Here is a 22,292-nt window from a genome sequence, read left to right as displayed (position 1 = left end):
CTTGCCAAGTTGTGGTAGAGTGATCATACCAGTGGATAAGGTGACGATCGGCAACGCCATCGTCCCCGACCAGGGGAGCAAGGGCTAGATGACGACGATTGCGCTGTTCGGTGCCGGCGGGAAAATGGGCTACCGCCTTTCGACCAATTTCCGCGGCTCGCCCTACACGATCCGCCATGTCGAGGTCAGCGAGGCCGGGCGTGATCGACTGAAGACCGGACTGGGCTTCGACACGGTCAGCGCCGACGAGGCGCTGAAAGGCGCCGACGTGGTGATCCTGGCCGTGCCGGACACCCATATCGGCAAGGTCGCGACAAGCATCGAGAGCAAGCTCGCGCCGGGCACGATGGTCATCGTGCTCGACGCGGCCGCACCGTTTGCCGGCCATTTGCCCGATCGTCCCGACCTGACCTACTTCGTCACCCATCCCTGCCATCCGCCGATCTTCAACGACGAGACCGACATGGCGGCCAAGAAGGATTATTTCGGTGGTGTCAAGGCCAAGCAGCACATGGTCAGCGCCCTGATGCAGGGACCGGAAGCCGACTACGCCAAGGGCGAGGCCATCGCCAAGATCATCTGGGCGCCGGTAATGCGCTCGCACCGCGTTTCCGTCGAACAGATGGCGCTGCTCGAGCCAGGTCTTTCGGAAACCGTATGCGCTTCGCTGCTGGTCGTCATGAAGGAAGCGGTCGACGAGGTCGTGGCGCGTGGCGTCGACCAGCAGGCGGCGCTCGATTTCCTGCTTGGCCACATGAACGTGCTCGGCGCCGTCATCTTCGGCGAAACCAAGGGCGTGTTCTCGGACGCCTGCAACAAGGCGATAGAATTCGGCAAGCCGGTGCTGATGCGCGACGACTGGAAGCGCGTCTTCGAGCCGGAAGAGATCGCGGCCAGCATTCAACGGATCACTTGAGTGCCTCAGGTACAGATCACCTGAATTTGTGATTGACTCATCATACCAGTTGGCTAAGCTAATCTTCGCTCGGATCAATCACGCTTCGCCGGGAGTTCGAAGCTGAAACGGGTGGAGGATGGCGGGGAACAGGAACTTGCTTTGGCGGAGCCGACCGACGGCTTGAGCCCAGGCGTTCCGCAACCTTCACAGCCTGACGGATTCAAACGCGGACAGTGGCCTCGATCGATCGAGACACAGACTTTTCAAACGGGAGGACTTCATGAAACTGACACGCAGAATGACGCTTGCGGCTTTCGCCGGCGTGCTGGCACTCGGCACGGCGATGCCCGCCTACGCGACGGACCTCATCGCCATCATCACGCCATCGCACGACAATCCGTTCTTCAAGGCCGAAGCCGTCGGCGCCGAGGCCAAAGCCAAGGAACTCGGCTACGAGGCGCTGGTGCTGGTGCATGACGACGATGCCAACAAGCAGTCCGAACTGATCGACACCGCGATCGGCCGCGGCGCCAAGGCGATCATCCTCGACAATGCCGGCGCCGACGCCACCGTCGCCGCCGTGCAGAAGGCCAAGGACGCCGGTATTCCCTCTTTCCTGATCGACCGCGAGATCAACGCCACCGGCGTCGCCGTGGCGCAGATCGTCTCCAACAACTACCAAGGCGCCCAGCTGGGCGCGCAGGAATTCGTCAAGCTGATGGGCGAGAAGGGCAATTTCGTCGAGCTGGTCGGCAAGGAATCCGACACCAATGCCGGCATCCGCTCCAAGGGCTATCACGACGTCATCGACGACTATCCGGACCTGAAGATAGTCGCGCAGCAGTCGGCCAACTGGAGCCAGACCGAGGCCTATTCCAAGATGGAATCGATCCTGCAGGCCAATCCCGACATCAAGGGCGTCATCTCCGGCAACGACACGATGGCGATGGGCGCCTATGCCGCGCTCGCCGCCGCGAACCGCAAGGATGTCATCGTCGTCGGCTTCGACGGATCGAACGACGTGCGCGATTCCATCACCTCGGGCGGCATCAAGGCGACGGTGCTGCAGCCTGCCTATGCCCAGGCGCAGATGGCGGTCGAACAGGCCAACGACTTCATCAAGAACAAGAAGTCGCCCGAGAAGGAGAAGCAGCTGATGGACTGCGTGCTCGTCAACGGCGACAACGCCGCCAAGCTGGAAACCTTCGCGTTGAAGAACTGAGCCGACGCAAAATAACAGGGAGGGGCGGACCCGTGTTCGCCCCTCGCCCAGTTTTGTTTTGACGCAATTCCGCACGGAAAACCGCTTCACACTTTTCCTGGAATTGCTCCAGTTTCACGTTCCGGGTGATTTTTTTGACCGCCATGCCGAACAGATTGACCTGGCTGACCCCTTTCACTTGGCTGACGCTTGTCGCCCTCGCCGGCATCGGTCTCAGCGCCTGCAAGATCCTGCCGACGTCGTCGGCACAGGAGGAAAGCAAGGCGCCCACCTTCAACCCGGACAAGATGGTCGAGGAAATCTGGGCCTCGAAGGTCATCCCCTATCTCGGGCAGAAAGCCGGGCCGTTCGCCGAGGTCCATGCGCTGGCGAAGACGGATCCGGCGGCGGCCGGCGCCAAATATGGCAATCCCAGGAAGCAGGCGAATTCGCCATGGACCTTCGCGGTGCGCGTCGAGGGCAAGATCGTCGCCGCCAACACGCAGTCGCGCGCGGCAACGATGGACATCGACGTGGACGGCGACGGCAAGGCCGATGCGCGCGTCCAGATCGGGCCGGCGATGCGTGGCACCGCACTGCGCGACAGCCTCGATTTCGTCCAGTTCAACGACTTCACCAACCAGATCGACTTCGCCCAGTTCGGCAAGGCCTTCAATGCCTATGCCGACAAGACCGTGCTGTCCAAACTGCCGCGCGAGGCACTTGAAGGTCGCACCGCCAAGGTGATCGGCGCCTACACGATCGAAGGCGGCCAGGACCTGCCGCTGGTGACGCCGGCGGAGGCCGAGATCGGGCCGAAGCCATGAGCATGGCGGCCGCTCACGAGGTCATCCTCAAGCTCGAGGACGTCTCGAAGGTCTATGCCGGCACGGTGGCGGTCAAGCAGGCCAACTTCGAGGTGCGCAGGGGTGCGGTCAACGTGCTGGTCGGTGAAAACGGCGCCGGCAAGTCGACGCTGATGAAGATCATCGCCGGCGTCGAGCAGCCGACCGCCGGCCGCATCCTGCTCGAAGGCGAAGAGGTTTCCTTCTCCTCGTCGGGAGATGCGGTGGCGCGCGGCATCGGCATGGTGTTCCAGGAGCTGAACCTGTTCGGCAACATGACCGTGGCCGAGAACATCTTCGCCACACGCGAAATCACCAACCGGCTGGGCAAGATCGACCGCAAGGAGCAGGAAAAACGGGCGGGCGAATTCCTCGACCGGCTCGAAGCCGGCATCCGGCCGGACATGCTGGTCGAGGACCTGCGCATCGGCCAGCAGCAGCTGGTCGAGATCGCCAAGGCGGTTTCGCTCGACGCCAAGATCCTGATCATGGACGAGCCGACCTCGGCGCTGAGCGCGGCGGAAGTCGAAATCCTGTTCAAGGTGATCGCCGACCTCAAGGCGCGCGGCGTCGCCATCGTCTACATCTCGCACCGGCTGGAAGAACTGATCCGCATCGGCGACACCGTCACCGTACTGCGCGACGGCCGTATCACCGGCCAGGAGGCAATGAGAAACGTCGACACGCAGTGGATCGTGCGGCAGATGATCGGCTCGGATGCCAAGGATTTCGCCAAGGCCGACGGCCATCAGCCCGGCGAGGAAATCTTCCGCGCCGAGGAGATCTGCCTGCCGCGCGTCACCGGCGGACTGGCGGTCGACCATGTCTCGCTGTCGCTGCGCGCCGGCGAAATCCTCGGCATATACGGGCTGATGGGCGCCGGGCGCAGCGAGCTGTTCGACTGCATCATGGGCCGTCACGGCCATGCCAGCGGCAACATCTTCATCGCCGGCAAACAGGTGAAGGAGCGCGACACGACACGCCGTATCCAGCGAGGGCTGGCATTGATACCGGAGGACCGCCAGCGCGAAGGGCTGGTGTCGATCCTCTCGGTCGCCAGCAACCTAACGCTGGCGAGCCTGTCGCGCTTCGTCAGCCTGTTTCATATTTGCGGCGCCGCCGAGCGGCAGGCCGTCGTGCAGATGGTGCGGGAACTGGCGATCAAGGTCGCCGATCCGGTGCAGGAAGTGTCGTCGCTGTCGGGCGGCAACCAGCAGAAGGTGGTGATCGGCAAGGCGCTGCTAACCGAACCGAAAGTGCTTTTGATGGACGAACCCAGCCGCGGCATCGATGTCGGCGCCAAGGCCGACGTCTTCCGCACCATGCGCAAGCTTTCGCGTGACGGGCTCGGCATCCTGTTCGCCACCTCCGATCTCGACGAGGTGATGGCGCTGTCCGACCGCATCGCGGTGATGAGCAATGGCAGACTGACCGGCATGTTCGATCGCGCCGAGGCGACGGAAGCGGCGATCGTCGCGGCGTCGGCGCTGGGTCACGGACCGGCACATGGAGAGCAACGCTGATGACTGACATTCCGGCCAAGGCGGCCGCTCCTTCCGCCTCCAGCGGTTCCGCGCTGCTGACGCTGATGAAGCTCAGGACCTTCATCGCGCTGATCGCGGTTCTGGTGTTCTTCTCGATCGCCGCGCCGAACTTCCTCTCGGCCGCCAATTTGATCCTGATGGCCAAGCACGTGGCGCTCAACGCCTTCCTCGCCATGGGCATGACCTTCGTCATCATCACCGGCGGCATCGACCTTTCGGTCGGTTCGATCGTCGGCCTATGCGGCATGGTGGCCGGCTATCTCGTGCTCAACGGCATCGACCTGCAGATCGGTTACACCGTCTATTTCAACGTCTTCGAGATCATCCTGATCACGCTTCTGGTCGGCATGGCGATCGGCGCCGTCAACGGCCTGCTGATCACCAGGCTCAACGTCGCGCCCTTCATCGCCACGCTCGGCGTGCTCTATGTCGCCCGCGGTTTCGCGCTGCTGTCCTCCGACGGCCGCACCTTCCCCAACCTCGTCGGCAAGCCGGAACTCGGCACCACCGGCTTCGGCTTCCTCGGCGCCGGGCGGCTGCTCGGCCTGCCGGTGTCGATCTGGATCCTGATCGTGGTGGCGCTGGGGGCTGCCTATCTCGCGCGCTACACGCCGCTCGGCCGCCACATCTTCGCCGTCGGCGGCAACGAACGCGCGGCGCGCATCTCGGGCGTGCGTGTCAACATGGTCAAGATGTTCGTCTACATGTTCTCCGGCTTCTGCGCCGCGATCGTCGGGCTGATCATCTCGTCCGAGCTGATGGCCTCGCATCCGGCGACCGGCGAGAGCTTCGAATTGAACGCGATCGCCGCAGCGGTGCTCGGCGGCACCTCGATGTCGGGCGGGCGCGGCACGATCGGCGGCACCATCGTCGGCGCCTTCGTCATCGGCATTCTGTCGGACGGGCTGGTGATGATGGGCGTGAGTTCCTTCTGGCAGATGGTGATCAAGGGCCTGGTCATCATCGTTGCCGTCGTCGTCGACCAGGCGCAGCGCCGGCTGCAGCAGCGCGTTACCTTGATGCAGATGGCGAAGGCGGGCTGAGCATGGCGAGCTTAAGTGGAGCGCTGATCGGCTGCGGCTTCTTCGCCGTCAACCAGATGCATGCCTGGCGCGACATCGAGGGCGCCTCGATCGTCGCCATCTGCGACCGCGATGCCGAACGACTGCGGATCGTCGGCGACCAGTTCGGCGTGGCGCGGCGCTACACGGACGCAGCGGCGATGTTCGCCGCGGAGAAACTAGACTTCGTTGACGTCGCTACCACGGTGGGCAGCCATCGTGTTCTGGTCGAGATGGCTGCCGCGCATGGCGTTCCCGTCATCTGCCAGAAACCATTCGCGCCGACGCTCAGTGATGCCAAGGCGATGGTGAAGGCCTGCGAAATCGCCGGCGTGCCGCTGATGGTGCATGAGAACTTTCGTTGGCAGTCGCCGATCCAGGCGGTGCGCGCGGTGCTCGACAGCGGCGAGATCGGCACGCCCTTCTTCGGCCGCATCTCCTTCCGCTCCGGCTATGACGTGTTTTCCGGCCAGCCCTATCTGGCGACGGGCAAGCGCTTCATCATCGAGGATCTCGGCATTCATATTCTCGACATCGCCCGCTTCCTGCTCGGCGATGTGTCGAGCCTGACCGCGCGGACAACGCGCATCAACCCCGCCATCGCCGGCGAGGATGTCGCGACGATGCTCATGGACCATGTCGGCGGCGCCACCTCGGTGGTCGATTGCAGCTATGCGACGAAGCTTGCAGTAGAGCCGTTCCCGGAAACGCTCATCGAACTCGACGGCAGCGACGGCACGATCCGGCTGACACAGGGCTACAGGCTGACCGTCACCGGCAAGAGCGGAACCAGAGTGAGCGATGTCTCTCCGCCGCTGCTGCCCTGGGCCTCGCGGCCTTGGCACAACATCCAGGAAAGCGTTGCCGCCATCCAGCAGCACTGGATCGACTGCCTTGCATCAGGCCAGGAACCGGCGACCTCGGGCGCGGATAATCTCAAGACATTTGCCCTGGTCGAGGCCGCCTATGCGAGTGCCGCGAGCCGCGAGCCGGTGCAGATCGACGCCTTGCTGAGATGACACCAGACGCTTTCCAGCTCTACGGCACGCGCGCGGTCGAGCCCAAGCCGGTCACGCTGCGCGCGGGCGCATTGAGCGCGGAACTGGTCAACGGCAATCTGCGCACCATCCGCCATGGCGGCACCGAAGTGCTGCGCGCCATCGCCTATATCGTGCGCGACCGCGACTGGGGCACCTATGAGCCCGACCTGACGGACCTCACCATCGACCAGAAGGACAACCGTTTCTCCGTCAGCTACGCGGCAAGCTGCCTCGGCCCAGATGGCAGCCGGCTCGTCTTCCACGCCACGATCGAAGGCTCCGCCGACGGCAGGTTGGTCTTCGATGTGACCGCATTGCCGCAGAGCAATTTCGAAACCAACCGCTGCGGCTTCTGCATCCTGCATCCGATCGCTGGCCTTGCCGGCTGCCCGGTGACGGTCGAGCACATCGACGGCAGCGTGGTCGAGACGGAACTGCCCGATCTGGTCGACCCCTGGCAGCCCTTCAAGGATTTGCGCGCCATCACGCATCAGGTGCGGCCCGGCGTTGTCGCGCAATGCCGTATGGAAGGCGACACATTCGAGATGGAAGACCAGCGCAACTGGTCTGACGCCTCCTACAAGACCTATGTGCGGCCGCTGGCGCTGCCCTGGCCCTATGTGCTGCCGGCCAGACAAGCCCTGCGCCAGACGATCAGCCTGCAAATCACCGGCGATGCCAACGCGCATACCTCGGCAGCGCCGGCCGGACCGGTCCGCGTCGAACTCGGCAAGGCCGGCTCGAAGCTGCCTGACATCGGCATCGTGATCTATCCCGAGGATGTCGAGGCGGCGTTTGCCGACCTGCCGATGCTGGGAAGGCTTGGTCCCCGGCAGCTGCTTTTCCACTTCGACCCGACGCGCGGCCACGGCCTCGAAGCGCTGCGCGCCCATGCCCGCCTCGCCGCCGCCCATCCTGCTTCGACGACGCTGGAATGCGTGGTCGCCTGCACCGGCGATCTCGACGCCGAACTTTCCGATGTCGCCGATATGGTACGCCGGGCGGGTCTGCGGCTCGACGCCATCGCGGTGTCGCCCGCGGTCGACCGCCAGTCGACCCCGCCGGGCAGCGCCTGGCCGGCATGTCCGCCGCTCGAGGACGTCTACGCCGCGGCGCGCCGCGCCTTTCCCGGCCTCCGTCTCGGCGGCGGTATGTTCAGCTATTTCACCGAGCTCAACCGCAAGCGCGTTCCGGCCGACCAGCTCGATTTCATCACCCACTGCACCTGTCCGATCGTGCATGCCGCCGACGATCTCAGCGTCATGCAGTCGCTGGAGGCGCTGCCCTTCATCACCCGGTCCACCCGGGCGATCTTCGGGACAAAGCCGTACCGGATCGGGCCATCGACGATCGCCATGCGCCAGAACCCCTATGGCGGCGCGACCAAGGACAATCCGCAGGGACAGCGCATCGCCATGGCGAACCGCGATCCCCGCCATGCCGCGCAGTTCGCCGCCGCATGGACGATCGGCTATGCCGCGCGCGTCGCGCCGGCGGGACTGGAGATGCTGACACTGTCCAGCTTCAGCGGGCCGTTCGGCGTGGTCGCGGAATCGGGCGAACCCGTCGCGCAAGGAACGTCGCGGCCGATCTTCCGCGCCATCGAAGGGCTTTGTGAGTTGGCCGGGCTAACCCATGTTTCCGCCACGACGAGCGACGAGACGCGGGTTCTGGCGCTGGCCGGCCGCTCCGCCTCAGGAGAAACCATCGTATGGCTGGCAAACCTGACGGCCAACGACGTCCCGGTCGACGCTTTCGCGCTTGGCCAGGGCGATCTCATAATGTCGCCCTATGCGATTACCAGGATCGGTTAGGCAAACAGCCTTACTTCTCGGAATTCATCACATAGAGCGCACGCGAGCGTTCGAGGTGCTTGATCATCGCCTTCTCGGCGCCGTCGGCATCCCCGCGCTCGATGCGGTCGATGATCTCCTCGTGCTCGGTCAACGTGTATCTTTCCTTGCCGGTCCAGATCAGCATTTCAGTGTGGTATTCCTTCAGCCAGCCCAGCGTGGCTTCGCTGACGGCGACATAGATCGGATTGCCTGAAATGGATGCGATCTGGGTATGGAACTTCATGTCGGCGGAGATGAAGGCTTCGGAATCGCCGCGCGCGGCGCGCTGCTCGGCCACGGTCGCCTTCAGCAGTTGCACATCCTCCGATGTGGCTTTTTCCGCGGCTTCCCTGACCATGCCGCGCTCGAAGAAGATGCGCGCGGTCTTCAGGTGCTCCAGCGTGTCCCTGGACGAGGACAGGATGATCTTGGCCGCACCATCGACCTGCTTGATGATCGACTTGGCGGTCAGTTGCAGCACCTTCGCACGCTCGCCATGCGAGATGGCGACGAGCCCCATATTGCTCAGCGCCTGCATGGCCTCGCGGATCGCCGGCCGGCCGACCTCGAAGCGCTCCATCAACTCGCGCTCGGACGGCATGTCGTCGCCCGGCTGCAGTTCGCCGCTGGTGATCAGCCGCTTCAGTCTTGCAAAGACTTCGTCGGAAAGTTTGCGCCGGACGATCGGCTCCGAACGGTTCATCGTGACGAATCACTCCCTGGCCCGGTTCCTGTTTAGCATTCCCGGCAGGATTACCGGAATGCCCGCGCCTGGAGCGGGTCGCTCCAATGCCGAGGCTCGGATATTTCTTGCAATACTTATGTACTCATTATACCAGATTTCCTGCGCGACGAAACTTTTTTCGAACCCTTTTCGAGCGGCCGGCCGACCATGATCACGCTTACCTATCGCATCGAAACCTCTGGCAGCATCGAGGCGCTGGCGGCCAAGATCGCCAGTGACCAGTCGACCGGGACCTTCGTCGCGCTGCCGGGCGAGACCGAGGAACTGAAGGCGCGCGTGGCGGCGCGCGTGCTGGCGATCCGGCACCTGCCCGATGCCGCGCAACCGTCTCTCCCGGGATCCGGCAACGGGCCCTTCAGGCGCGCCGACGTCGACATCGCCTTTCCGTTCGACGCCATCGGCACCGACCTGTCGGCGCTGATGACCATCGCCATCGGCGGCACCTATTCGATCAGGGGCCTGTCCGGCATCCGCGTCATCGACATGAAGCTGCCGGAACAATACCGGGGCACCCATCCGGGCCCGCAGTTCGGCTTGGCCGGCAGCCGCGGGCTGACCGGGGTCGAGGACCGCCCGATCATCGGCACCATCGTCAAGCCGGCGCTGGGGCTCAGGCCGCATGAGACGGCCGAAATGGTGGGCGAACTGATCGAGGCCGGCGTCGATTTCATCAAGGACGACGAGAAGCTGATGAGCCCTGCCTATTCGCCGCTCGCGGAACGGGTGAAGGCGATCATGCCGCTGATCCTCGACCACGAGCAGAAGACCGGCAAGAAGGTGATGTACGCCTTCGGCATCTCGCATGCCGATCCAGACGAGATGATGCGCAACCATGATCTCGTGCTCGAAGCCGGCGGCAACTGCGCTGTGGTCAACATCAACTCGACCGGCTTCGGCGGCATGGCTTATCTGAGGAAGCGCTCCGGGCTGGTGCTGCATGCGCACCGCAATGGCTCGGACATCCTCACACGCCATCCCGGCCTCGGCATGGATTTCAAGGTTTGGCAGCAATTCTGGCGGCTGCTCGGCGTCGACCAGTTCCAGATCAACGGCATCGGCTCGAAATATTGGGAGCCGGATGATTCTTTCATCCGCTCCTTCGAGGCTGTGACGACGCCGCTGTTCTCACCAGACGATTGCGCACTGCCCGTCGCCTGTTCCGGCCAGTGGGGCGGCCAGGCGCCAGAAACCTATGAGCGCACCGGCCGCACGGTCGACCTTCTCTACCTCTGCGGCGGCGGCATCGTCAGCCATCCGGACGGGCCCGGCGCCGGCGTACGGGCCGTGCTGCAAGCCTGGCAAGCCGCCGTCGAGGGCATTGCGCTGGCGGACTATGCCCGCGATCACATCGAACTGGCCCGGTCGATCGAAAAGTTCGGCGACGGCAAGGCAGCATGAGCATGGCCGTGCAAAACCTGCTCCTCAGTTACTACGGCGACGATCTTACCGGCTCGACCGACGTCATGGAGGCGCTCGAACTCGGCGGCGTTCCGACGGTGCTGTTCATGCGCCGGCCCGACCCGTCCTTGCTGGCACGATTTTCGCATTGCCGCGCGGTTGGGTTGGCGGGTACCAGCCGAAGCGAAACGCCGCAATGGATGGAGGAAAACCTGACGCCGGCCTTCGAATGGCTGAAAGGCCTCGGGGCGGCTGTGTGCCACTACAAGATCTGTTCGACTTTCGATTCCAGCCCGGCGATTGGCAGCATCGGCCGCGCCACCGAGATCGGCAGGCGCATCTTCGGCGGGGCAAGCGTGCCGATGGTGGTCGGGGCGCCGCAACTCAAGCGCTACACCGCCTTCGGCCATCTCTTCGCGGCATTCCGTGGCGCGTATTTCCGCATCGACCGGCACCCGGTGATGAGCAGGCATCCGGTGACGCCGATGGACGAGGCCGACCTGCTCGTCCACCTCTCGCGCCAGACCGGCCTCGGTTCCGGCCTGGTCGACCTGGCGACCCTGCAGGCTCACGATCTCGCGCGAACGGTCGACCAAATCCTGCAGGACAAGGACATCGTCCTGTTCGATGTCGATAGCGCCCAGACGCAGAAGCGGGTCGGCGAACAGCTCTGGCGCATTCACGAGAAAGGCCATAGTTTCGTCGTCGGATCTTCCGGCGCCGAATATGCCTTGCTTGCCGAGTGGGCCGCCAAAGGCATCGTGTCGGGGCATGCGGCATTTGCACCGCCCGGTCCGGTGGATCGGCTCGCCGTGGTGTCGGGCAGCGTCTCCCCGACCACGGAAAAACAGATCCGCCACGCGCTTGCCCGCGGGTTCGACGGCGTCGAGATGGATGCGATGCGACTGGTCCGCGAAGGCGCCGGCGAAGCGATCGAGCAGGCGGTCGCGGCCGGGCTGGCGAGCCTGGCCAAGGGCCGCAGCGTCATCCTCTACACCGCGCTTGGTCCACAGGCCGATCGCGGCGCCGAGATCGACCGCATCGACGGCGCCCGGAACACGCTCGGGCGGGCGCTGGGGACCATCCTGCGCCGTCTGATCGCCGAGCAGAAACTCGAGCGCGCGGTGATCGCCGGTGGCGACACGTCCAGCCACGCGCTCGGACAATTGGCCATCGACGCGCTGACCGTGCGCATGCCGTTGCCGCAATCGCCGGGGTCGCCGCTCTGCGTCGCCCATGGCAGCGGTGCGATCGATGGCCTGGAGATCGCACTGAAAGGCGGCCAGGTCGGCACCGACGCCTATTTCGAGACGATCCGGCTGGGGAGCTAGACCGTCTCGGCGCGATTCCGGATGGAAACCCGCTGCACATTTTTCCTGGAATTGCTTCAGTACAGCGGCTTGCCCATGTGCTTCGGAGTCGGCCACTGCGCGGTGATGCCGGGCTGCACCGGCCGTTCGAGGTAGGTCGCCAGAACCACGTAGCTGCGTGTCGAGGTGACGCCGGGTGTCTCGTAGAGACGCAACAGCAATCCTTCGAGCGCCTTGGTGTCCTCGGTGCGCACCTTGAGCAACACGCATGTATCGCCGGCGACGGTGTGGATCTCCTCGACTTCGGGGTATTCCGAGATCGCCATCAGTTCAGGGGTCTTGCCCCAGCCACTGGTGTCGATGTGAACGAAGGCGAGCAGCGGCTTTCTCACCGCGTTGGGATCGATGATGGCGGCCGTGTTGCGGATGGCGCCGCTGCGCCGAAGCCGCTTGACGCGCTCATGCGCGGCCGGCGGCGACAGGCCGACGCGATCGCCGAGTTCGGCATAGCTGACCGTCGCGTCGTCGACCAGAACGCCTAATATCTTTCGGTCGGTCGCGTCGACATCCCGGGCCGCCGGCCTGTTCCGCTGAATGCCATCTGTTTCTTCATCCATATCGACATTCCCAATTGTCACGGAATTTAATACGGCCATTATGATGAAATGTCGAACAACGATCAAGCTACAGCCTTGGGTGCGGACACCAGGCCGCCCATCCCTGCCCTCGCCTATCTGCTGACCGGATGCATCGCCGTGATCGGCTCGAATTCGCTGGTGCTGGGCCCGATCGCTCCGGCGGTGGCCGTATCGTTCGCGACCAGCGTTCCGATGGTGATGATGGCGGCGGCGGCCTTCGGCCTCGGCACATCGGCGAGCGCCCTGTTCCTGGCACGCCATATCGACCGGGTCGGCGCGCGCCGGATGCTGCAGGCGGCCTTGCTGTTGCTGGCATTGGCCTTGGTCGCCAGCGCGGCCGCGCTGACGGTGAGCGCGCTGGTTGCCGCGCAGCTTGTCGCCGGCATTGCCGCCGGCGTCGCCATGCCGGCGATCTACGCCAGTGCCGCGGCCATCGCTCCGCCCGGGCGCGAAAGCGGAACGATCGGCGTGGTGCTGACCGGATGGACGCTCAGCATGGTGGCCGGCGTTTCCCTTTCGGCGGTGCTTGCCGATCTCGTGCACTGGCGCGCCGTCTTCGCGGCCGTGGCGCTACTTGCTGCTCTCGCTTGGGCGGGACTGACAATGACCTCGCTCAGCGACGCCAGAAAAGCCGGGCCTGCGCCAGCCCCGCTGGAGGCGCTGAGCACGCCTGGCATCATCCCGCTGCTGGTCGCCTGTGCGGCATTCATGACCGCCTTCTACGGCGTCTATGGCTACCTCGGCGATCACCTTCATGTCGGCCTGGGAGAGCCGGTCAGCGCCAACGGGCTTGCCGCGCTTGCCTATGGGGTGGGTTTCGGCACGGCAGCGCTCTTCGACGGCATCATCGATCGCCTGGGCGCCGGACGCGTCATGCCTTTCGCCTATCTTCTCGTCGCCATGGTCTATGTAGCGATTGCCGCGACCAGCGACAGCTATGGGCTGACGCTCGCCATGGTAGCGGCCTGGGGGCTTGCCAATCATTTCGGGTTGAACGTGCTGGTGATGCGGCTTTCGGCGCTCGATCCGTCACGGCGGGGCACGATCATGGGCCTGAACAGCGCGGTGACCTACCTCGCGGTGTTCGTCGGCACCACCGGCTTCGGGCCGCTCTATTCCGGCTTCGGCTTTGCCACATGTGCGATGGTCGCGGCGGTGCTGATGCTGGTTGCCGCCTCGGCTGCAGCATGGCGCACCCGGTAGAGCCAGCCTCGCATCGCGTTGCTCCAGTCGACGGAATGTGGTTGGCCACCGGCCGCTGGCGCCGTTGACAGCGGCACCCCTACCCTTCCATACAGAGCGCGTTAATTTTCTCAGGGCGGGGTGAAAGTCCCCACCGGCGGTAACGGCTTCGGCCGAAGCCCGCGAGCGCTTTCCGGCATCGGAAAGGTCAGCAGATCCGGTGCGATTCCGGAGCCGACGGTTAGAGTCCGGATGAAAGAGAACGAAACGGAAAACGGACCGCCCCGGCGGCCGGATTTCGTATCGTGCGTCCTGATTCTGGTTCGAAACGGAAGGATGGACCCATGAATCAGCATTCCCACAAAGACTTTGAAACGATCCGCATCGCCGTCATCAGGGCGCGCTGGCATGCCGACATCGTCGACCAGTGCGTGCAAGCCTTCGAGGCGGAGCTGGCCGAGATCGGCGGTGGACGTTTTGCCGTCGATGTCTTCGACGTGCCCGGCGCCTATGAAATCCCGCTGCACGCCAAGACGCTCGCCGGGACCGGCCGCTATGCTGCGATCCTCGGCACGGCGTTCGTCGTCAATGGCGGCATCTACCGGCACGACTTCGTCGCCGGCGCCGTCATCGACGGCATGATGAACGTGCAGCTTTCGACCGGCGTGCCGATCCTTTCGGCGGTGCTCACGCCGCACAATTTTCACGACAGCGCCGAGCATCTCCGCTTCTTCTTCGAGCACTTCACGGTCAAGGGCAAAGAGGCGGCCAAGGCATGCGTGGAGATTCTCGCAGCGCGGGAAAAGATCGCGGCCTGAAGTACCGAAGCCGGGTGGAAATCCCGATGACAGCCGGTAGTATCGGATGCACGTCGCCCAAAAGCGCGCAGTGGTTTTGGGATAAGGACGTGCATAGAAAAAGACCTGGAAACGCGTCGCGTTAATTCGTTTCAGCGCGACACGTTTCCAGGAACATGCCGAGTTCGGGAGGATGCTGGTGCAGACCAAGAAGATCATCAATGACGGCAACCGCGCCGTCGACGAAATGCTCGAAGGGATACTGGCCGCGCATCCTCGCCATCTCGCAAGCGTGGACGGCAGCCCGCGCTCGATCATCGCCCGCGACGGACCACGGCCCGGCAAGGTCGGGCTGGTGATCGGCGGCGGCTCCGGCCACGAGCCGACCTTTCTCGGCTTTGTCGGCAAGGGGCTGGCGGACGCAGCGGCCATCGGCAACGTCTTTGCCTCGCCACCACCGGATCCGATCCTGGAATGCGCCAAGGCGATCAGCGGCGGCGCCGGCGTCCTGTTCATGTACGGCAACTATGCCGGCGACGTCATGAATTTCGACATGGCGGCCGAGATGGCCGGCATGGACGACATCGAGGTGCGCACCGTGCTCACCACCGACGACGTCGCCTCGGCACCGCTCGACCAGCGACAGAAGCGCCGGGGTGTCGCCGGCAATTTCTTCATCTTCAAGGCGGCCGGTGCGGCCTGCGACCTCATGCTCTCCCTCGGCGAATGCGAACGCATCGCGCGCAAGGCCAACGACCGCACCTTCACCATGGGCGTGGCGCTGTCGCCCTGCTCGCTGCCGCAGACGCGGCGGCCGAATTTCGAAATCGGTGCCGACGAGATGGAGATCGGCATGGGCATCCATGGCGAACCCGGCATTGCGCGCGGCAAGCTCGGAACCGCCGATCAGATCACCGACGAGATGCTCGACAAGATTCTCGCCGAGATGGCGCCGAAGCGCGGCGACAAGGTCGCGGTGCTGGTCAATTCGCTGGGATCGACGCCGCTGATGGAGCTCTACATCATGAACCGCCGGGTCAAGCAGCGGCTCGATGCAATCGGCGTTTCCATTCATGCGACCTGGGTCGGCAATTACTGCACGTCGCTGGAAATGGCCGGCGCTTCGGTGACGCTGTTTCATCTCGACGAAGAATTGCAGGCAATGCTCGACCACCCCTGCGACTGCGCCATGTTCCGTGCCGGCTGAGGAGCGCTGCATGACGATCGGTACCTCCGACCTGAAGAGAATGTTCGACGCGATCGCGATCGCGATCGAGGCAGACAGGGACCGGCTTTGCCAGCTCGACGGCGTCATCGGCGACGCCGACCACGGCATTGCGATGGCGCTCGGATTCAACGCCGTGCGCGATGCGCTGGCATCGCTCGACCTTACGGCGACCGAACCGACCACGCTCCTCAACACGGCGGCGAAATCGTTTCTCAATGCCGTCGGCGCGTCCTGCGGCCCGCTCTATGCCACGGCCTTCATGCGCGCCGCCGTAGCCGTCAAGGGCAAGGCGACGCTGGCGGATGCCGAATTCATCACGCTGCTGCAGGCCATGGCGCAAGGCATCAAGGATCGCGGCAAGGCAGAGATCGGCGAAAAGACAATGGTCGATGCCTGGCAGCCGGCGGCAGACGCGGCTGGCGCTGCAAATGCGGCCGGCAAGCCTTTGCCGGAAAGCCTTGAGGCAGCCCTTGCCGCCGCCGAGCGCGGCGCGGAAGCGACAAAGGACATGATCGCCGCCAAAGGCCGTTCGTCACGGCTTGGCGAGCGTTCACTTGGCCACATGGATCCGGGCGCTGCATCGGCCGTCACCGTCATCGGCGCTATGCGCGACAGTCTCGCTTAGCTCTTCGCCGCGTCGAGCTTGTTGATCGCCTGGACGTTGCCGGCCGATGGCCCGTTCTCGTCGAATTCCGAGGCCAGCCACGCGTCGACAATGGCCTTGGCCAGTTCCGGGCCGACGACGCGGGCGCCCATGGTGATGATCTGGGCGTTGTTGGATTTCGCCGCGCGCTCGGCCGAATAGGTGTCGTGGGTGAGCGCGGCGCGGATGCCCGGCACCTTGTTGGCCGAGATCGAGACGCCGATGCCGGTGCCGCAGAACAGGATGCCGCGGTCGTTCTCGCCTTCGACGATCGTCTGGGCAAGTTTCTGCGACAGGTCGGCATAGAAGCCGGCCTGGCTGAGGTCGCTGACGGTGAGGCCGGGCTTGGTCGCCAGATGCGCGGCGATGACGTCGAGCAGCGGCTTGCCGGCGCTGTCCGCTCCGATGGCTATTTTCATTTCTTGTCCTTTCCAGTTCGATTGGTTCAGATTGCCGCCGAGGCGCGCCGCAGGATGTCGACGTAGCCTTCGGCCTGCCAGGCGGAGCGGCCGATGAAGAGGCCGTCGATGTTGGGCTGGCCGATCAGTTCCGCGGCATTGCCAGGGTTGACGCTGCCGCCATAGAGCACCGGCGGCACGGACGGCAGCAGGCCGCCAGCGATCTTCTTGATCAGCGCCTGCTGCTTGTCGGCATAGTCGGAGCTGGCCGGAATGCCCTTGTCGCCGATCGCCCATACCGGCTCGTAGGCGAACAGGATTTCTGCTCGCCTCGCCTCGCCTTCGAGGAATTGCAATGCACCCTCGACCTGGCTGGTCAGCACCGCATCGGCCTTGCCGCTTTCGCGCTCGGCCAGCGTCTCGCCGACACAGACCAGCGGTATCAGTCCATGCCTGACCGCTGCCGCCGTCTTCAGCCCGACCGTGCGATCGGTCTCGCCGAAATGCTCGCGCCGCTCGCTGTGGCCGAGTTCGACCAGGTCGAGGCCGCAATCGTTCAGCATGACCGGCGAGATCTCGCCGGTCCAGGCTCCGGCATCGGCCCAATGCATGTTCTGCGCACCGACCTTGACGCGCGTTGCCGACAGCGCCTGCCTGACCTCGCGCACCGCCGTGAAGGGCGGGATGACGAAAGGCTGGATCCGATCGTCGAAACCCGGCACGAAGCCGGCCAGCGCCCCGGCAAAATCAAGCGCCTCGGCGAGCGTCTTGTTCATCTTCCAGCTTGTACCGACCCAGTAAACCACGCGTACTCTCCTTGACCCTCAATCCTTGTCGGCGACGACCGTCAGCGAAACCCCGGCCGCATCCAGCGTCGCGCGCATCCCGAGCTCCGGCTCGCGCCCGGTGAAGACGGCGTCGAATGCCTTGAGATCGGTCAGGAAATGCAGCGCGCTGCGGCCAAACTTGCCGTGATCGACCAGCAGGTATTTGCGTGTCGCCGCGGCCATCATCAGCCGCTTGGCCTGCACCACTTCCTGGTCTTGATGGAAGGCGGAGGCGCCGTGGATGGCGGATGAGGACAGGAAGGCGACGTCGGCGCGCAGCGATCTCAGCGAAGCCTCGGCGAGCAGGCCGAAGAAGCCATGGAATTTCTTCGAGTACTGGCCGCCAAGCGCGATCAGGTTGATGCCTCCGGCACCGGCCAGATCCTGGATGACGGCCAGGTTGTTGGTGATCACGGTCAGCGGCCTGAGATCGGCGAGATGACGCGCGATGCCGCCCGCCGTCGAACCGTCGTCGATGATGACCGTCTGGCCAGGCTCGATCATGGCCACGGCCGCCGCCGCAAGGCGCTGTTTTTCCCCGATCGCCTGCTTCTGCCGGTAGCGGAAATCGCTTTCGAAGAGGCTGCTCGGCTGGATCGACGCGCCGCCGCGCACCTTGCGCAGGAAGCCGCTCTCCTCGAGCTCGTCGAGGTCGCGGTGCACGGTCATCCTGGAGACGCCAAAACGCGAAGCGAGGTCGTCGACGCTCGCCGCGCCGGCGTCCACGAGGAAATCCATGATGCCTTGCCGCCTGTTGTCGCTCTTCATTGTCACAGACCCGCCAACGCAGAAGCCTGGCTCCTTGATCGAGCCCAGATATAACAGATATCACCGCAGAAGTATCATAATTTTTGTGATAATGAGACATTTCCCTGGGATATTTCGCCGGCTTCTATCGCGACGCTGTAACAAGAATTGCTGCCGGTACCCTCTGTCGCGGTTGCGGTTGCGCGGAATTCCGGCCAGAAGCATCGGTGGGCTGAACGATGCGCGGACAGCCCGCAACCACAGGTTTGAAACCAGATACGGGAGACTAATCGTTGGCTCGCATCACACTGAGACAATTGCTCGATCACGCCGCCGAATACGGCTATGGCGTGCCGGCCTTCAACATGAACAACATGGAACAAGGCCTAGCCATCATGGAGGCCGCGGAGGAGACCAAGTCGCCGGTCATCCTGCAGGCAAGCCGCGGTGCGCGCGCCTACGCCAATGACGTGGTGCTGGCCAAGCTGATCGACGCGCTGGTCGAAATCCACCCCGACATCCCAGTCTGCATGCATCTCGACCACGGCAACAACGAAGCCACCTGCGTCACCGCCATCCAGCACGGCTTCACCTCGGTGATGATGGACGGCTCGCTCAAGGAGGACGGCAAGTCGCCGGCCGACTATGCCTATAATTCCGGCATCACACGCCGCGTCGTCGACATGGCGCATTGGGGCGGCGTCTCGGTGGAAGGCGAGATCGGCGTGCTGGGCTCGCTCGAGAGCGGCGGCGGCGAGCAGGAAGACGGCCATGGCGTCGAAGGCGCGATCAGCCACGACCAGCTCTTGACCGATCCGGTGCAGGCCGAACAGTTCGTGCGCGCCACCCATGTCGACGCGCTTGCGGTGGCCATGGGCACCAGCCACGGCGCCTATAAATTCTCGCGCAAGCCCGACGGCGCGGTGCTGGCGATGAACGTGATCGAGGAGATCCATCGCCGCTTGCCGAACATGCATCTGGTCATGCACGGCTCATCCTCGGTGCCGGAGGACCTGCAGGAAATCATCAACAAATATGGCGGCCAGATGAAGCCGACCTGGGGCGTGCCGGTGGAAGAGATCCAGCGCGGCATCAAGCATGGCGTGCGCAAGATCAACATCGATACCGACAACCGCATGGCGCTGACCGGCGCGATCCGCAAGGTGCTGACCGAAAACCCAAGCGAGTTCGATCCGCGCAAATACCTGACGCCGGCGATGGCGGCGATGAGGAAGCTCTGCAAGGAGCGCTTCGAGCAATTCGGCACCGCCGGCAATGCGCCGAAGATCAAGCCGCTGCCGGTCTCGGAAATGGCCAAGCGCTACAAGTCGGGCAGCCTCGATCCGAAATTCGCCTGAGTTCGCTCCCCGTTGCATTTCATGGACAGGAGCCGCATCGGCTCCTGTCCGATTTCTATCCGGCTTTCGGCAGCAGGCCAGGCCTGCCGGTCTCGATGAAGGGCGCCCAGTAGTCGACCGACTCGCGGATCATGGCGACCACCTGATGGTCGACCGGCTCGCGCTCGCGGAACGACAGTTCGAGGCAGATCTCGTTGTCCGTGCCGCCGCCGCGTCGCACGGTCTCCAGCAGCTTCTCAGGCGTGATGCGGCCGTCCTTGTTGTGGGTTGCGGTGAACGGCCAGTGCCCGCCCTTGTTCATCGACGACTGCTTGATGTGGATGATCGGTGACTTCCGGGGGAAGGCTTCGGCCCAGGCATAGGGATCGATATCGGCCGGGTTGGTGGAGGTCACATCGCCATGGTCGATGTCGACCATCATCTCCAGCGGAATGGCCATGCCGGCCGCGTCGATCGCACTCTGCAGCACCCGGCAATTCTCGATGGTGTGGCCGAATTCGCGACCGACCGACATCGGCTCCCAGAACAGGTAGCTCAGGCCTGCCGCCCGGGCGTGTTCGGCGACATCGCGCCAGCAGTCCAGCGCGATGTCGAACAGCCTGGCGCGGCGGGCGGGGTCGTCATAGTCGCGATGCGTGAAGATGGCGAACTGCGTGCCCATACCGCCGGCGCCAAGTTCGGCCGAGATATCGGCAAAGGTCTTGAACCAGTCGACATAGTAACGGCGCACATCGGCATCGGGGTGGCCGAAATGGTTGAGCCGGCCGTAGGGGCCAGTCATCCCCGACGTCACACGCACGCCGGTGCGGTCCAAGGCATTACGGAACAGGCGGATGAATTTGACAATCGTCGCCGCCGGCCAGCCCGGATTGACGAATTCATGTGTGAGCTGAATGTCCCTGATGCCGATGCCGTAGGCGATGGTGTCGATCACATCGTCCGGCTCCGCGAAGCGGTTGACCAGCGGATTGGTGTTGAGGGAGAGCGTGAAGGCCAAGGTCGCGATCCCTTCAACGCAGTCGCCGAATGGGGCCAATGAGCGCCATCAGCCTGCCCTCGCCTGCCGATTCGCGCACCAATGCTCGAAGGCCGACTTCTCCTCCGCGGACAGATGCAGGCCATGCTTGGTGCGCCGTTCGAGAATGTCGGCTGCGTCTTGCGCCCATTCCTGTTCGAAGAGGTAGTTCGCCTCGCGCTCGAAGAAATCCCCGCCGAAGCACCGCCCCAGTGCGGCGAGCGAATGGGCGCCGCCAACCACGGACCGCGTCCTGGTGCCGTAGAGCCGGCCGTAATGCTTCAGCAGCGACGCGGGCATCCACGGATACTCGTTTGCGAGGTCGCCGAGGAACTGTTCGAAGTCGGCATTGGCGATGTCGCCGCCGGGCAGATGCGCCTTCGCGGTCCATGCTTTGCCCATCTTCGGAAAGAACGGCGCGATCCTGTCCAGCGCGTGCTCGGCCAGTTTGCGGAAGGTGGTGATCTTGCCGCCGAAGACGGAGAGCAGCGGCGCCTGCGCGTCCGGCGCGTCGAGTTCGAAAATATAGTCGCGGGTCACCGCACTCGGATTGTCGGCGTTGTCGTCGTAAAGCGGCCTGACGCCGGAGAAGGAATAGACCACATCGTTGCGCGCAAGGCCGCGCTTGAAATAGCGGTTGACCACCCTGATCAGGTAATCGATCTCGCTCTCGTCCGCCGTCACCTCCTCGGGCCGGCCTTCGTAGGCAATGTCGGTGGTCCCGATCAGGGCAAGGTCGTTCTGGTAGGGATTGATGAAGATGACGCGCTTGTCGCTGTTCTGGACGAGATAGGCCTGCCGACCTTCCCAGAATTTGGGCACGACGATATGGCTGCCCTTGACCAGGCGGACGTTGCGCCTGGAATTCTGTCCGGCGACGCGGTTGACGATGTCGTTGACCCAGGGGCCGGCGGCATTGATCAGCGCGCGAGCCCGCACACTGGTCTTGATGCCGGTCCTGACGTCGCGCATCTCGACGACCCAGAGGCCGCCCTCGCGGCGGGCAGCGGTGCAGGCGGTGCGGGTGAAGACCTTCGCTCCTCGTTCGGCCGCGTCGAGAGCATTGATGACGACGAGGCGGGCATCGTCGACCCAGCAGTCGGAATATTCGAAGCCGCGCTTGAAACTATCCTTGATCGGCGCCCCCTCGGGCGCGGTGCGCAGGTCGAGCGTGCGGGTGGCGGGCAGCCGCTTGCGGCCGCCAAGATGGTCGTAAAGGAACAGGCCGAGCCGCACCAGCCATGCCGGCCGGTCGTCCGGGCTGTGCGGCAGCACGAAGCGCATCGGCCAGATGATATGCGGCGCCGATTCCAACAGCACCTCGCGCTCGATCAGCGCCTCGCGCACCAGGCGGAACTCGTAATATTCGAGGTAGCGCAGGCCGCCATGCACGAGCTTGCCCGAGCGCGAACTGGTGCCTTCGGCGAGATCATCCTTCTCGCACAAAATGACGGAAAGGCCGCGGCCGGCGGCATCGCGCGCGATGCCGGCGCCATTGACGCCGCCGCCAATGACGAAGAGATCGACGATGTCGGGGCCGACGCTCATCTTGCCATTATCCCGCGACCGGACTCTCGCATCA

At 64.3% G+C, this 22,292-nt stretch carries 21 protein-coding genes and 1 riboswitch; of the genes, 14 read left to right on the top strand and 7 right to left on the bottom strand.

Annotated elements, in window-relative coordinates; all coding sequences use genetic code 11:
• Positions 1-88: 88 nt before the first annotated feature.
• The 7 genes from LB543_RS11340 to LB543_RS11310 all read left to right on the top strand — a co-directional run bounded on the left by LB543_RS11340 (position 89) and on the right by LB543_RS11310 (position 8,403).
• On the top strand, positions 89-916 hold the full coding sequence (locus tag LB543_RS11340) for a phosphogluconate dehydrogenase C-terminal domain-containing protein (RefSeq protein ID WP_140757665.1): 828 nt from the start codon (positions 89-91) through the stop codon (positions 914-916).
• A gap of 262 nt (positions 917-1,178) precedes the next feature.
• Complete coding sequence (locus tag LB543_RS11335) at positions 1,179-2,120, top strand: D-ribose ABC transporter substrate-binding protein (protein WP_224614156.1); 942 nt, start codon at positions 1,179-1,181, stop codon at positions 2,118-2,120.
• A 143-nt stretch (positions 2,121-2,263) separates the two neighbouring features.
• A complete protein-coding gene (locus LB543_RS11330) occupies positions 2,264-2,926 on the top strand; it encodes a DUF2291 family protein (RefSeq protein WP_224589715.1) in 663 nt (220 codons plus the stop codon).
• On the top strand, positions 2,923-4,467 hold the full coding sequence (locus LB543_RS11325; protein ID WP_224614155.1) for a sugar ABC transporter ATP-binding protein: 1,545 nt from the start codon (positions 2,923-2,925) through the stop codon (positions 4,465-4,467). The genes LB543_RS11330 and LB543_RS11325 overlap by 4 nt, the downstream gene beginning before the upstream one ends.
• The gene (locus LB543_RS11320) at positions 4,467-5,531 is read left to right on the top strand and encodes an ABC transporter permease (protein ID WP_224614154.1); all 1,065 of its coding nucleotides are present in this window, start codon (positions 4,467-4,469) and stop codon (positions 5,529-5,531) included. Before LB543_RS11325 ends, LB543_RS11320 begins: the two co-directional genes overlap by 1 nt.
• 2 nt (positions 5,532-5,533) lie before the next feature.
• Positions 5,534-6,568, top strand: a complete 1,035-nt coding sequence (locus LB543_RS11315; protein ID WP_224614153.1) for a Gfo/Idh/MocA family protein — start codon at positions 5,534-5,536, stop codon at positions 6,566-6,568.
• Positions 6,565-8,403, top strand: coding sequence for a hypothetical protein (locus LB543_RS11310; RefSeq protein ID WP_224614152.1), 1,839 nt, complete (start codon positions 6,565-6,567; stop codon positions 8,401-8,403). Before LB543_RS11315 ends, LB543_RS11310 begins: the two co-directional genes overlap by 4 nt.
• 10 nt (positions 8,404-8,413) lie before the next feature.
• On the opposite strand, the gene LB543_RS11305 is transcribed toward LB543_RS11310, so the two are convergent.
• On the bottom strand, positions 8,414-9,127 hold the full coding sequence (locus LB543_RS11305; RefSeq protein WP_140813064.1) for a transcriptional regulator NanR: 714 nt from the start codon (positions 9,125-9,127) through the stop codon (positions 8,414-8,416).
• Positions 9,128-9,316: 189 nt separating this feature from the next.
• On the opposite strand from LB543_RS11305, the gene oiaX reads away from it, so the two are divergent.
• Complete coding sequence (oiaX, locus tag LB543_RS11300) at positions 9,317-10,567, top strand: 3-oxo-isoapionate-4-phosphate decarboxylase OiaX (protein ID WP_224614151.1); 1,251 nt, start codon at positions 9,317-9,319, stop codon at positions 10,565-10,567.
• A gap of 8 nt (positions 10,568-10,575) precedes the next feature.
• Positions 10,576-11,898, top strand: coding sequence for a four-carbon acid sugar kinase family protein (locus tag LB543_RS11295; protein WP_224614239.1), 1,323 nt, complete (start codon positions 10,576-10,578; stop codon positions 11,896-11,898).
• 56 nt (positions 11,899-11,954) lie between these two features.
• Here the strand turns inward: LB543_RS11295 and LB543_RS11290 are convergent, their stop codons facing one another.
• Positions 11,955-12,494 carry an Lrp/AsnC family transcriptional regulator gene (locus LB543_RS11290; RefSeq protein WP_224614150.1) on the bottom strand — a complete coding sequence of 180 codons (540 nt, stop codon included), beginning with the start codon at positions 12,492-12,494 and terminating at the stop codon, positions 11,955-11,957.
• Positions 12,495-12,542: 48 nt separating this feature from the next.
• On the opposite strand from LB543_RS11290, the gene LB543_RS11285 reads away from it, so the two are divergent.
• The 4 genes from LB543_RS11285 (at position 12,543) to dhaL (ending at position 16,347) form a co-directional block, all read left to right on the top strand.
• Complete coding sequence (locus tag LB543_RS11285) at positions 12,543-13,718, top strand: MFS transporter (protein WP_224614149.1); 1,176 nt, start codon at positions 12,543-12,545, stop codon at positions 13,716-13,718.
• A 102-nt stretch (positions 13,719-13,820) separates the two neighbouring features.
• A riboswitch (FMN riboswitch) is annotated at positions 13,821-13,965 on the top strand.
• 76 nt (positions 13,966-14,041) lie between these two features.
• A complete protein-coding gene (locus LB543_RS11280; protein ID WP_224614148.1) occupies positions 14,042-14,515 on the top strand; it encodes a 6,7-dimethyl-8-ribityllumazine synthase in 474 nt (157 codons plus the stop codon).
• A gap of 178 nt (positions 14,516-14,693) precedes the next feature.
• The gene (locus LB543_RS11275) at positions 14,694-15,701 is read left to right on the top strand and encodes a dihydroxyacetone kinase subunit DhaK (RefSeq protein ID WP_224614147.1); all 1,008 of its coding nucleotides are present in this window, start codon (positions 14,694-14,696) and stop codon (positions 15,699-15,701) included.
• Positions 15,702-15,711: 10 nt separating this feature from the next.
• Positions 15,712-16,347, top strand: a complete 636-nt coding sequence (gene dhaL / locus LB543_RS11270) for a dihydroxyacetone kinase subunit DhaL (RefSeq protein ID WP_224614146.1) — start codon at positions 15,712-15,714, stop codon at positions 16,345-16,347.
• Here dhaL and LB543_RS11265 read toward each other — a convergent pair.
• The 3 genes from LB543_RS11265 to LB543_RS11255 are packed head-to-tail and all read right to left on the bottom strand — an operon-like array spanning position 16,344 to position 18,358.
• Positions 16,344-16,784: an RpiB/LacA/LacB family sugar-phosphate isomerase gene (locus LB543_RS11265; protein ID WP_224614145.1), complete on the bottom strand. Its 441-nt coding sequence runs from the start codon at positions 16,782-16,784 to the stop codon at positions 16,344-16,346. The genes dhaL and LB543_RS11265 overlap by 4 nt on opposite strands.
• Positions 16,785-16,810: 26 nt before the next feature.
• Positions 16,811-17,569 carry a triose-phosphate isomerase gene (locus LB543_RS11260; RefSeq protein WP_224614144.1) on the bottom strand — a complete coding sequence of 253 codons (759 nt, stop codon included), beginning with the start codon at positions 17,567-17,569 and terminating at the stop codon, positions 16,811-16,813.
• A gap of 18 nt (positions 17,570-17,587) precedes the next feature.
• Positions 17,588-18,358: a DeoR/GlpR family DNA-binding transcription regulator gene (locus LB543_RS11255; protein WP_224614143.1), complete on the bottom strand. Its 771-nt coding sequence runs from the start codon at positions 18,356-18,358 to the stop codon at positions 17,588-17,590.
• 272 nt (positions 18,359-18,630) lie between these two features.
• Here LB543_RS11255 and fba point away from each other — a divergent pair, with 272 nt between their 5' ends.
• Positions 18,631-19,695 (top strand): class II fructose-bisphosphate aldolase, encoded by a 1,065-nt coding sequence (gene fba, locus LB543_RS11250; RefSeq protein ID WP_224614142.1) that lies wholly within the window; start codon positions 18,631-18,633, stop codon positions 19,693-19,695.
• 55 nt (positions 19,696-19,750) lie between these two features.
• Here fba and LB543_RS11245 read toward each other — a convergent pair whose 3' ends face one another.
• Together LB543_RS11245 and LB543_RS11240 are read right to left on the bottom strand one after the other, a co-directional pair.
• On the bottom strand, positions 19,751-20,692 hold the full coding sequence (locus tag LB543_RS11245) for a sugar phosphate isomerase/epimerase family protein (RefSeq protein WP_224614141.1): 942 nt from the start codon (positions 20,690-20,692) through the stop codon (positions 19,751-19,753).
• A gap of 48 nt (positions 20,693-20,740) precedes the next feature.
• The gene (locus LB543_RS11240) at positions 20,741-22,258 is read right to left on the bottom strand and encodes a glycerol-3-phosphate dehydrogenase (RefSeq protein WP_224614140.1); all 1,518 of its coding nucleotides are present in this window, start codon (positions 22,256-22,258) and stop codon (positions 20,741-20,743) included.
• Between the last annotated feature and the right edge of the window lie 34 nt (positions 22,259-22,292).

This window comes from Mesorhizobium sp. ESP7-2, from assembly GCF_020164715.1.
Lineage (GTDB): Bacteria > Pseudomonadota > Alphaproteobacteria > Rhizobiales > Rhizobiaceae > Mesorhizobium.
The sequence above is the reverse complement of the archived record's forward strand: the minus strand, read 5'-3'. Positions and strand labels throughout refer to the sequence as shown.